A 12,923-nucleotide genomic window follows, 5' to 3' on the forward strand; every position below is an offset into this window, starting at 1 on the left:
ATGAACACCGATTCCGGAAAAATCGGCAAAGTGTTCACCATGGGCCGGAATGCGTGTTCACGTTGGATCGGATTGGGTGTTCACGATGCGCCGGAATAGCTGTTCGACTTCGGCCGGAATATGCACCCAATTATATAGGTGCGCGAATATCAATCTTGATTTCACCTGAGGATACAACCTCTACTCTCTCAAACGTTGCCTGAGGAGGAGGCTTGTCACAGTACCGGCCGTATACCAACTTATGGGTGATCTGATACAGAGAGTCCGCCAGTTTTACTACGATGTGTTCGGCATCTTGAAAGGGTTTTCGGTTGCTCAGCATACACTCTTTTGCTTGATCAAAACCCGGATATAAACCCTGCAGTTGTTCGGCTTTCCGCAGTCTCCATTTTGGTAAAGGGTTTGTTAAACCTTCTAAACAGCCCAAAGCATCAATCGCAAACCACAATCCTATTTCCGCAGCAAATGCGGCTTGTGAATCATCGCCTTTTGCCAATGCTCCGGCAGCATCCTGCCATAGATTGCGAGTATTTTTTAAATGAGTTATGGCGCCGCCTTGATTCAAATCTTCAGGTTCTACAAGTGGCCAGTCCACAATAGAAAAGGGTGGGTTGTTTAGCGGTATGGCATTTGCCAGTCGGTGTAAGATATTTAGCACATAAGTATTGCCTTCATGGCCTGTCCAGTCTTCGGGAATTTCTTCATTTATATCCACTGATGTGGATAGATTTTCTATATAATCAACACCGAAATACTGGATATCTATGGACCGCCTCAGGTACTGACTGTATTTATGGACGTCAGTTTTGTGAGAATCCGTAAGAACGTAAATATCTATATTTGAGCCGTTGTTAGCGCAACCCTCTGCAAAAGAACCCGTCAGTAATACCCTGTCGGTAAGGGCGTTAAAAGGTGTGCACTCCATCGCACCAACAATTAACTCAGGTGGAACAGGCACTTCTAATTTATCAACAATCAGCGGTGCCTTTTTTCTCCAGTTCGCCTTCCAATTGGAAGTTGAATTTAAATCAAGTTCTTGGGGTATTTTATTGTTCTCTATTTCCTTTCTTATTAGTCTTGTCACATCTCGCTTGATAGACTTCATATTTACTGCGCTATCTGCGATGCCCTTTAGCAAACTATTGTTATACCCCCCTGGCGCCAGGGATATTACCTCCAGAGCTTCGGCCGGCTTGTTTTCAAGAGCCAAGGCTGCCGCTTTCAACTGAACGGCCGTACTATCGTTCTCTCGATAGGTCAATGCGAGGCTTGAAGCTTTGACGGCCTCCCTATAGTTACCCATAAGGATATGCAACCTGGCGAGCTTACATAACGAAAGCCAGTTAGGGTCCAGGGCAACCAAGGTATTGAGGATCGACAGTGGCTCCTCACTATCCCGCGAACGTTTCAAAAGCTCAGATTTATAATGCAGAGCAGCTAATTCATCCTTACCTTCAAATTTCCTTAGACTTCTTTGTATATCTGCTATATCTGTTTTGAGCTTTCCAGACAAATATTCAGCATAGTTGTTGTCTGCCATAATATCTGTATTCATCGTAATCCGCCTCTTCGGTGGCTGGCTTTAACAGAATTTCTTGGAATAAATATGCGACCCTATTCTACTGGTAATGGGAACAAGCGTTGTATAGTGTTGCCTTAACACAGTCATCAATCTATATTGACGAATAGAGATCAATTTTTACATCACCTGACACTACGACTTCTGTGCGTTCAGAAGTCGTGTGAGAAGCCGAGCTTTGACTGTATCGGCCATAAACCAACTTATGTGTAATCTGATACAAAGACTCTGCGAGTAGTAATAATAAGTCTTCAGTATTTTCAAAAAAACTTCGATTGCTTAATAAACGCTCTTTTGCTTGATTGAATGTTGGATATAGCGAGTCTAGTTGGTTGACTTTTTTCAGCCGCCATTTCAGCGAAGGGTTCGTCAATCCTTCCAAACAAGCTAAAGCATCAATCGCACTCCACAGCCCCATTTCCGCGGAGAAGGCGGCCTGGGATTTCTCGCCTTTAGCAAAGGCCCCGGCAGCATCTTGCCATAAACCTCGCACATTCTTTAGATGAGTAATAGCACCACTTTTGTATAGATCTTTAGGTGTTACTAGTGGCCAATCAACCGCAGGAAACGGTGGGTCATTCAGCGGTATGGAATTCGCCAATCGGTGCAAGTACTCCAGCATAACAGTGTAATCCGTATTACCCGGCCACTTTTCGGGAATCTTTTCGTTTACGCCCACTACTACCAGTAGATTCTTCAAATAACCGGTATTAAAATACTTTACGTTAATCGAGCGTTTTAGATGTTTGTTGTATTCATGAATATCTACTTTAAAAAAATCAGTGAGAATATAAATATCGATATCCGAGCCGTCATTAGCGTTCCCTTCAGCAAAAGAGCCGACAAGTAGTAACCTATCGGTAATAGCATTGAAGGGGATGGACTCAAGAGTGCCGATGATGTCTGATATGGGTAGTTCGACGCCTTTGGCTAAATGCCTCTCAAGCACATCATTCCATTCGTTTGAGATTTTTAATGGCTCTTCAAGATCGTACTCCAAAGTAATACTATTTACGTGCTCTTTTATCAATCTACTACAATCGTAGAGTGGTAAATATTCCAGATGCAAAGCATAGTTCTCCATGCTGCGCAACCAAGATTCGTTGGCTCCTCTGGGAACCGACGATAAAAGCTCGAAAGCGTCGTCTTTTCTTTTCTGTAACAGTAAGATAGCCACCTTCACCTGTATGGCCCTGAAATCATTTTCCCGGTAACGTAATGCCAGATCTATTGCTCTCATGGCTTCTTTGTAGTTGTCTACCTGCAAATGAAACTGGGCTAGTTTACATAGTGACAGAAAGTCCGGTTTAAGGGCTACAATAGTGTTAAGTAATGACAACGTATCTTTATTGTCCCATAGGCCAGCGACCGAATCGTATTTAAAATGCAAGCATGATAAATCATCGATATTGTCGCAAGACCCTAATTCATCTACACGGTTTTCCAGGCTTGTTATATTTTCTCTGATTTCGCATATAGTGCTGTATGTGTATTTGTTATTTTTTGGGGTGCAGGTTGCGTTCACGACTATAATCCTTTGTTAAGAGTATCCAGTTCTACCAGCAGCTTATGAAGCTTTTCTACCGCTAGCATGTATATGGATTCGCCGTCGGATTCGGTTGATTTCACTGCATTGCCTACGGCTCCTTCACTATTTAAGTCTTCAATTTTCCAACCGATAGACGTGGGACCTAAATAACGTAAAACCTGATTGGCTTTATCAAATTTTTCCGCTTTAGAGTGGAAATTTTTTATCTGATTTTTTTCAACTAACTTTCCATGGCTTTTTAACATTAATGATGTCTCAATTTGACCACCATGAACACCGTAGCACCGTTCTTTTCTTTCATAACATTCGCATTCTAACGGTATCAAACTGTCCCAATCGCATAATACTGCTGTAATATTCAGCTCAATAGAAAGATCCCGGACTAAACTGGACAGTATATTGTAGTTGCCGCCATGGCCATTTAGAACCAGTAGTTTGTCGAATCCTGAATTTTTTACTGACCTTGCTATATCTCTAAAAACTGAACACAGGGTGGATGAGCCTAGCGATATAGTCCCAGGGTAATTAGCGTGTTCAATACTTTTTCCATATTTTATGGTAGGTAAAACAAGGACATTAAAGTCAATTAAATCGGTTGTTCTTCTGATTATTTCATCGACAATAAAGTGATCGACACCAGTTGGTAAATGAGGGCCATGCTGCTCAGTAGCACCGACAGGAAGTATGACCACCGGTTTCTTTGAGGACAATTCGCTAATTTTAATTGTCGTTAACTCTTCCCAGAAATAGATCATATTCTCTCCGAAAACAGTACTATCTGCTATCTGCCAGAAGGTTCTTATTGATATTCGTTTCTCAAATCTGAATTTTCAGTACAATACTGGACAAATTCAAAGTAATGGCCGTCGGGATCCAAAAAGTATAAACGTTTCCTAGTTTGAATATCGTCAGCATAGTTAGCTGTGTATCCTAGCGACTCCAGTGCATCTTTAATATGTTTTACATCGTTGACTTCAAATCCAAAATGCATATAGAAATCTTTAACATGCGGGTTTTTATAGTAAGGAACCTTCTTATTTGGTGACTGGAATGCAACATAAAACTCATTGTCTCCAAAATGTACCCATTCAAATTCACCATTTGCACCGACCGATGTCGCGCGATGGCGAACTTTGGATTTTGGCCAAACAACCTTTGCCCATTCCAAAGACTTATCAATATCACTGACAGTGATATTTATATGTTCAAGTCTCATAGTTTACTCTCCTCTCCTGGTTAACCAAATTTATGCAAAATAATGCCAATATAGACATCATTAAGCTAATTAGCATCCAAAAAACCACGCCGCCATCAAACCCATAACTATTGATAATAAGACCACTCACATAAATACCAAGACCCGAGACGCATCCTGTGCCTATCGATAAGGCATTATTAAAACCCCTGCTACGTTTAGTGGAAAATCTGTTTAGTAGTGCTGTTTTGGCCGGTTCTATCAACGCCTCGGCAACTGTGAAGACCAGAATGAAACTGATGAGGTAAATTGCGCTTTTTTGATAAAACAAAAACGGAAAGCACGCAAAAAGCAGCAGTACTCCTATACCTAAAACTGTGGATTGATCGTATACTCGATTTAGCTTAATGTAGAGAAATTGTAAAAAGAAAACGAGCAGGCCGTTAATTGATAGCAGTATTGGATACACAGAAAAGTCAAAAATCTTTGCATCGGGCGTATTGAGCGGGATTGTCACATACAAATTATTGTATATCAGAGAGTAACATAACCCTATTCCTATTATTGTTACTACCCCTTTTGGCAACGCCATATGAATTCTTTCGTTTTGGTCAACAGTTGTTGCAGTGGATTTTCCGGAGGGAAAAGTACTTCGGTCGCTAAAGCCTTTCACTATTAGAAAACAAAGAAGAAGGGTCAAGATAGTCACTATGGAAACAACATAAAATAGGTCGCTACCTATAAACACATGCAGCATAGGGGTAAAAAACATGGCCAAGTTGCTTACCGCGTATATAATACTATTGAAAAAGTTAGATTCATGCTGCTCATAGCTTTTGAAAATAAAGTAGACTATTGAGAGATAAATCGCATTTTTTGCTGAAAAAACCAAAAAAATAGTGAGCAAAATAAAATGATAATTTAGGTCAAGAACAACAGTGACGGGGAAAAAAACAAATACTAGGCTAGAGACTAAAAGTATTTTGTAGATGTCATATTTGTCAATGAGTATTCCCAATACGACGGTGCTAGCAGTCCCCAGAAAGTAAATAAGTCCAAAATGACGAGTAATTTCTACGTCGGATACATTGTATATTTCAGAAAGATACCTTGGTGCAAATGGTACTATCATTACATAAATAAAAGTACATACGAAACATATTAGAGTAAAGCTCCACTCTATTTTCGAAAATTTACTTTTACTATATGTGGCCATAAATATTGCTCACCCTACAAGGATTCAGCCAGCCGAAAACCCATAACGTAAATATCGGAACCGTAGTCGCCATGGCGTCGCCTCGTTCGTGACAGGTCTCTAAAGCGTGTAAAGCTACCCCCTCGAGCTATTTGATAGGTTCCAACCTTTTCGACTAAATCATCATTTATAAATTTACCGTCCGGGTAGGGCTTATACAGGTCACTCACATATTCCTCCACGTTGCCTGCTAAGTCCATATGGCCATACGGGCCAACTCCTTTTGGGAAAATTCCGACGGTAGTAGATTGCATTATTCCCGCTTCAATCGTATTGGCATGATCTTTTTGATAGCCATTCCCCCACGGATACTCATATCGCGCCAATCCCGCGGCTGCATGCTCCCATTCGGCTTCGGTAGGCAACCTGAAGTTCCGCCGCGTCTTTTTATTCAACCAGCTAATGTAATTGTTAATTCCGCTAACTGAAACAGAATGTACAGGATGATTAGATTTTTCATTAGGAAAACGCCCGAAGAGCCAGCTACTCGGAATGAAATTAGCCCCCGTTTCTGACAGGAATGTACGATATTCCTGGTTGGTTACACAATACTTTGCCAACCGATAGGTAGGCAGAGTCACTTGATAAGTCGGGCTTTCTTTCTCAATCCAGTCCCTATTTACACCTATGTGTCGAAATTCTCGATAGACTTTATCGACATCTTTTTCCGGTAAGCCCAAGACACATGTTCCCCCATCCACCGTAAGCATTTTGGGATTAAGCACGCTGATTCTCGGGTCTCCTCTTAAAGCCAAAATCGTCCCTGCTACAAATCGCTCCTTAAATACAACTGAAAGGCTTTCCGCAACACTTATCAGACTTTCCGTATCACACGTGATGTAATGTCTATACTCTTCACTTAGATCATCTAACTCAGAGTCACAATAGTCTTCCGTCAACCCCATCGCTTCGCGATGGGAAAGCGTATTAATTGTGCCCTCTATCTTTTCCGTAGGGACAATACCTGTAAGGGAATATTCAGATTTATTTAACATGTTTGGCCACAATCAGTTTTGGTGGACATGGTACAACTCCCCATTGTAGGACGAAGCAATGAAGGCAGCGCCGCCACTATTTATGATGCTTGAAATGCCGGCCGTAGCTTCCCTATGCCAGTAAACCCATTGATCTTCGTCCACTGAATACAAGCCTACATAACCAAAATAGGTGCCAATAGCAATTAGATTTCCCTCTGGGTTGATAGCGATACACTTAATTGAGTGTTTACTGGGAGTATCAATAATCCTTTCCAGCTTTAATTTGTCCCACCTCCTTATAGTTAAGTCACGACTTACGGAGTAGAATCTTCCGTAAACATCGGCACAGCACCCGTTGATAATTTTATCGTGAGCCTGGCGTTTAAAGCCCAGTATCTTGTCCTGTTCACAATCGTATAGTGCGATGGAGTTGTCCGCACATACACTGAACAGTAACCGGCCATGAGAGGCAATACCTTTGATCGCATTGGAGTGTAGTTGCGCGGACCTTATGAATGTTGCGTGGCTATCGTTACAGTTAAAAAATAGGCACTCGCCTGTATACGTCCCTACAGCAAACAACTTTTCTGACTGGTTATCGATGAAGAGGCCGCAATTAAGCGGGGAGTGATGTTGATAATATACCTCTTCGGATATCGCATTGAACACTTCACCGCTTTGGCCACCGGCTAATAAAAGGTCGCCGCTTCGCCTAATAAAATTACAAAGGCTGCCCAATTCCGATATTTTACCGTGTTCGGACAAGACTTTACCGGAATCGCCAACCGTAAACATTTCACCGTTAAACGTTTCCACACTATTTATTCCCTCTGTATCACCAATATGTTCAATGCTCCAATGCCGGGTTTTTAAGTTAAAAGAGGCATATGTATTGCCAAAGGTGACAAAAACTAGAGTAGAGTCATTTAGAAAGGCACATGATCGAGGCCAGACAATAGACGGTAAGGTGGAGTCTATAATGCAGTCCAATCCGCTATCTAAATCGTATTTCCAGATTTTTACTTGTCTGTCATAGCTCAAGCTGACGAGGTAGCCATTGTATCGATCGTAAACCAGGCGTTTGATACCGGCATTGTGGGCTTTTACTTTCGAAACGTCCTCATCTACCAACAGTAAAATTTCACCGAGATCATTACCAGCGAAAATGGTTCCCTCTTTGCTTATTGCGATTGTATCCGTTTCAACATCATCCAGGTCGAAATTTTTAACTATTTCACCCGTGTTGCAGTCCCATATCTTTATAGTGCCGTCGTCTGAAGAGGATATTAGCCTATGGTTTCCGCTGAGCCAGCCAACGGATATTACATCCTTCTTATGCCCCTTGAGTTGGTGTATCAATTGACCGTTGAAATCAAATAACGCCAAACTAGTATCGCGAGAACATGAGGCGATTAGTGGTTCGGATTCATGAAAACATACACCTTCAACATCATCAGAATGATAATTAAATATCCGAAGCAATTTTAAATCAGGAACAGACCAAAGCCGAATGCTGTAATCACTGCTTGAACTTAACGCGTACCTGCCGCACGGACTAATGGAGCATTGATTAACCAAGTGGTCGTGGACTCCTTGTGCAACAGCTACTTTCTTTTCGTCGTCCCATAAAATCAATTTGTTGTCGTATCCCGCAGTCAAAACGTATTTATCATGGGCCGCAATGCCGCTTTGGGGTGAGCTATGTGTAATCATAATGTCCTCTAAAAACTATAAGCAATTTTATGACCTTGTCTTTCCACTTTTGACCTGAGGTAAGACTCGTTATGGGCATTAATATAAGCGCCGGTAGAAAGCCGTTGTACAACTTTTATGCCGTTTACCTCAATTTGCTCGACTTTGTCCGGGTTGTTAGTTATCAGTTTGATCGCGTCAATATCAATCGCACGCAGCATCTGAATCACTACTTTATACTCTCTCAAGTCGTCTTTAAAACCTAACAAGTTATTAGACTCAAAAGTGTCGTAACCGCACTCTTGCAGTTTATAGGTATCAAGCTTGTTATAGAGTCCTATTCCTCTCCCTTCCTGCCTTAAATAAAGCAGTAGCCCACCTTTTTCTGACAGGATTTTCATAGACTCTTTAAGCTGGGGGCCGCAATCGCACTTTTTTGATTGAAAAACATCGCCGGTTAAGCACTCGGAGTGGACTCGCACCAAAGGTGACTTTTCACGATCACCCTCAAATGAAATTAGCAAATGCTCTTTTTGATCAATCAGGCCGTCAAATGTATAGAAGGTTGCTTCACTGTCAATTTCAGCTAGATAAATACCCACAGAATTTCTTATTGTTGCTTTCGGTATTAAACTCATAATTCACTCCTTTACAATATTGACAGTATTCCCAATATTGGTATGACTAATAACCGCAAGTTTACCTGGTGGATGCTCGCGGAATTTAACCAGTGCAAATAGGGCACTTTCCTGGATGATGTCCACTTGATGCGATCTAACCATAGATAATTCATCCACCAAATGGATTTGATAATAGCCCTTTAGTTTATGAACCAAGGATTTAGGTAGCTCATACATCGGTTCTTTAAAGCCATATTGCAAAGTAACCTCAGCCACTTCACCAACGAAAAATCGACTATTGTCAAGAATCACAATGCCCTGTAGGGCAACCACATCATTGTTTTTTACCGGAAAAATCTTAACTCGATCTGTCTCTATCCGCGTTGTTCTGCCTTGGACTACGGCGGTCAATTCCGAAGGTAGAAAATTAATTTCATCTCTTACAATATCGAATACAATCTGCTTTTCTGTGGTACTTATTACTTCAATGAGTGGATCATCACTCTTAACCTTTGTTCCTACAGACACAAATCTTCTAGAGACGATACCGTCAAACTCCACGGCATATGTACTCAAAGACAACTTCCACCGGTATGCCTGGATTTCATCACTATTTTTTATGACCTCTTGTTTAAGCTGCAAAAGCGAGATTATGGAGCTGTCTAAATCCTCCTGACTTGAGGCATTACTGCTGACCAGCTTTTCCAGCCTTTCGACTTTTTTTTTAAAATCTCCTCCTTTCTAGTCAGCACGTCTTTATTCAGCAATAAGTGAGATAATTTATTCCTGATGTAAGAAACATCTGTTTCGATAAGTCTGTCATGCTTCTTAAAATTTCTTCCTACCTCAAAAACGCGGTTGACAACTGATTCACTGCTGGCTTTTATGACTGTTCGATATCTTGGCTGGATCAGGCCGGAGTATCGAATAGACTTTGAGTCCACTATATATCTATGCAACTGATGATCTTCAACGGGTTCAACATCAGCTGATGATATCTCTATTGAAGCTGCCAAAACCGGCAAGCTGAAATACATAATTAGTTTTCGCATAATTTAAAGTCTTTTTGTAGATAAAAGCCACGACAGATGGCAAAAAGAGAAGTGAGAATATCGAACCGAAAAATATTCCACCGATAAGTACCACTGCCAAGCCTCGGTATAGAATTGCCGTCTCATCAAAGTTAATGACCATAGGAATTAACGCAGCAATAGTTGATATAGTTGTTAGCAATATAGGACGAATGCGTTGTTTAACAGATTCATTCATACATCTTTCCACTGTCCAGCTTGTGTGAGTTTTTAAATTTTCCACAAATCCATATGCCAAAATTACGTAGCCGTTCGATACGATGCCGATCATTAGCACGCCGCCAAGGCATGTGATTATATCTACCGATACAGGTAAAAATAAATTTACGAAATTAATGGCAAGCACGGCGCCGAAGAAAGCCGGTATATACCCGATAACCATGATGATGCCGGCTATCATGGAGCGGCATATAACAGTGACCAACAGGATATTAATCAGCAGTATAGTAATATAGGATGCAGCCCAGTTGGACAGTAGCAAATCTACCTTTTTGCTCTCTTCGGACAGTTCGTAGGATACGCTACCGTCAAGTGTTTTTGACTTTTCACTTATGGTTTCTTTAAGGTAATCAATGACCTCGCTTGATGAGTCGTTGGCACCTAAGTACAAAGTCAAACGGAAAGCTTTGGCGCCATTTTTATACATGATGTTTCTCGGTATGCTGACTTTTTCTACCTTTAAGAAATCTCTGATAAAGTAAGTCCGATCATCTATGCTTTTTACAGGTGCTCGCAATATGTCGTCTATCGATAAACACCTCTGCGGTCTGATATAGACATTCCTATGTTTCTGTTGAACGAAAAACTGGTCAACAAAAACACCCTGGCAATTCCCCTTTAGTAGATCTAGCACCTGGCTTTCAGCTACTTTTCTCTTGTCCAATTCGTAAGAGTGAAAAGATACATTGAATATTTCATACACACTGTCTATGTCCGGATATACCCTAAGGTAGAGATTAGGGTATTTCTCTGATACTTTTTTCTGAAGATAATGAACAAAGGGCTTTAAGGACTTGAAATCCTCTCCAATAAGATTTACAGCAACTGACTTCTCTCCTCCATACCTGGCGAGGATATTGGTTTTTATTGCTTTTGAGCGCAGTTCTCTTATGTCTTGTTTAGCAGTATCAGCAAGGTCATCAATGTACGACTCGACTTGATCTGTTTCAGCGCTGCGAAATATAGCGTAACCACCACCGGTCCAGGTTCTTAGAAATACCTGATTGTCAGATGGTAGCGCTGAGTTTCTTTTAAAACTCGATAGATTTTTACTCACTCCTTTCGCATAGTAACTTTCGACTTCCTCGGGTGGAACATTTTGCGGAAATTTTAAATAGACTGTGGCCGTGTTGTTTCCCAGGTAGGGCAAATACTCTATGGCGGGAAACAACAGGGCCACTCCCACGATAATCAGCGGTAAGCTGATTAACCCAAAAAGCGGGCGGCTCATAAAGTAGGACTTGACGAAAACAGCGACTTCAGTTGCTTTTTTCGCAAAACTTCCATGTACAAGGGAATGACGAGTATCTTTCTTAATCAGGGGAAGTAAGAGAATAGGTAGTAGTGAACTGGAGATGATTGCTATGATAAAGGACATTCCTAAATCAGTAAAAACTTTTGACTCCGTTTTACTGGATATCAGAAAGGGGAGAAGTACCAACACCGAAGTGGCTGCAGCCAGGATAATACATAAAATTAGCCCTCGGTTAACCTTGTGTTTTCTCTTTGATAACAAGTGTTCGTTAACGATTATAGCTGGATCGAGTATCACGCCTGTAGCTATAGCCATACCTGTAACGGAGATTATATTGAGCGGAATACCTAAAACTGAATACACTATGAGTATAAGAAAGAACGTAAATGGGATGAAGATGATAGTGTTCAGAGCGTGTATTTTACTTTTATAAAAAAGCAACATAAAGATGACGGTGATTACAAAGCCAATTATCATGCTCTTTATGAGTTGAAATCTTGTTTGATCAATGATTTCGATAGGGCTTAAAAAGTTTCCCAGCTCATAGTCTGTGTTAATCAGAATTCCTTCATTAAATTCCTTTTCCAGTGAATTGAGATGCTGGTAGACGCCATAGATATCCGCATTATCTTCGATAAAAAAGACAATAGGAACAATGTCGCGGCCGTTATAGTAAGCCATGCTGGTCTTATCTGGCAAAACGCTTGCAACTTTGGCAAAGTCGGACATGTTGATAAGTCCTCCACTACCAAAAAACTGTAATGCCATTAAATTTCTTATAGTTCCATCATTTTGCAATCGAAGTGAATAGCGTTTTTCATTGACGACGGTTTCACCCAGAGCTCTGGGACCATAGGCCCTGAGTCTATGTAGGACGGAATCCAGCTCTATACCATAAGCCAGCATTTTGTCGAAATCGATTTGTATCGTTATTATCTTATTTAGACTCTCGCGATTGAGTACATATGCATTTTTGATCCCATTGATTTGCCTTACTTTTGGCACAATATGTTTTTCCACATAATCGTAGGCCTCTGATGCAGAGGTGAGATCTCTTTTTCCCCGGAAGAATACCCAGCCTGTGGATTCTGCTTCATTACCTTCGCTGATGTAAGGAGATTTCACACCATCGGGAAAGTCTGAGATACCACTTAACAGTGCATTCACTTCCTGGCGAGCTTGATTAGCTGTCTCCTGACTAGCGAATTTTAGTTCTGTATATCCGTATCCTGGACTGGCAAATGAAGTGATTTCCTGTATTCCTTTTAGCAGGGTAAGTTTCTCAGATATACGAAACAGTACTTCATCTGCCATTTCTTGACTTGATGAGTTTGGCCAGTAACTTTCTACGGTAATCGTTGCAGTTTTGATATTTGGAATAAGCTGTATGGGTAACGAAAACAGCATGTAAAAGCTCGCCATTAAAGCGCCAAAGGCAAGTAGATAGGTAATAGCTCTTATAGTATATCGTGACTTCATTGGCGATTTAGA

Annotated in this window: 10 protein-coding genes; all 10 read right to left on the reverse strand. The window is 41.0% G+C overall.

Translation table 11 applies throughout. From position 1 onward, the window contains the following. Nucleotides 1-130: 130 nt before the first annotated feature. Nucleotides 131-1,555, reverse strand: a complete 1,425-nt coding sequence (locus FKG94_RS25120; RefSeq protein WP_142929713.1) for a tetratricopeptide repeat protein — start codon at nt 1,553-1,555, stop codon at nt 131-133. Between the two features lie 118 nt (nt 1,556-1,673). Then, nucleotides 1,674-3,104 carry a nucleotidyltransferase domain-containing protein gene (locus tag FKG94_RS25125; RefSeq protein ID WP_142929714.1) on the reverse strand — a complete coding sequence of 477 codons (1,431 nt, stop codon included), beginning with the start codon at nt 3,102-3,104 and terminating at the stop codon, nt 1,674-1,676. A 2-nt stretch (nt 3,105-3,106) separates the two neighbouring features. Further along, the gene (locus tag FKG94_RS25130) at nt 3,107-3,883 is read right to left on the reverse strand and encodes a creatininase family protein (RefSeq protein WP_142929715.1); all 777 of its coding nucleotides are present in this window, start codon (nt 3,881-3,883) and stop codon (nt 3,107-3,109) included. 44 nt (nt 3,884-3,927) lie between these two features. Next, entirely contained in the window at nt 3,928-4,344 is a 417-nt protein-coding gene (locus FKG94_RS25135; protein WP_142929716.1) for a VOC family protein, read from the reverse strand. Beyond that, a complete protein-coding gene (locus tag FKG94_RS25140; RefSeq protein WP_142929717.1) occupies nt 4,334-5,539 on the reverse strand; it encodes an MFS transporter in 1,206 nt (401 codons plus the stop codon). The genes FKG94_RS25135 and FKG94_RS25140 overlap by 11 nt, the downstream gene beginning before the upstream one ends. Nucleotides 5,540-5,553: 14 nt before the next feature. Continuing rightward, nucleotides 5,554-6,573: a formylglycine-generating enzyme family protein gene (locus FKG94_RS25145; RefSeq protein WP_142929718.1), complete on the reverse strand. Its 1,020-nt coding sequence runs from the start codon at nt 6,571-6,573 to the stop codon at nt 5,554-5,556. A 12-nt stretch (nt 6,574-6,585) separates the two neighbouring features. Next, the gene (locus tag FKG94_RS25150; protein WP_142929719.1) at nt 6,586-8,268 is read right to left on the reverse strand and encodes a WD40 repeat domain-containing protein; all 1,683 of its coding nucleotides are present in this window, start codon (nt 8,266-8,268) and stop codon (nt 6,586-6,588) included. 8 nt (nt 8,269-8,276) lie between these two features. After that, a complete protein-coding gene (gene ribA, locus FKG94_RS25155; protein WP_179957813.1) occupies nt 8,277-8,885 on the reverse strand; it encodes a GTP cyclohydrolase II RibA in 609 nt (202 codons plus the stop codon). Nucleotides 8,886-8,888: 3 nt separating this feature from the next. Next, entirely contained in the window at nt 8,889-9,443 is a 555-nt protein-coding gene (locus tag FKG94_RS25160) for an efflux RND transporter periplasmic adaptor subunit (protein ID WP_142929720.1), read from the reverse strand. A gap of 408 nt (nt 9,444-9,851) precedes the next feature. Next, a complete protein-coding gene (locus FKG94_RS25170) occupies nt 9,852-12,911 on the reverse strand; it encodes an efflux RND transporter permease subunit (RefSeq protein WP_142929722.1) in 3,060 nt (1,019 codons plus the stop codon). Nucleotides 12,912-12,923 lie beyond the last annotated feature (12 nt).

The sequence above is a fragment of the Exilibacterium tricleocarpae genome, from assembly GCF_007004655.1.
Lineage (GTDB): Bacteria > Pseudomonadota > Gammaproteobacteria > Pseudomonadales > Cellvibrionaceae > Exilibacterium > Exilibacterium tricleocarpae.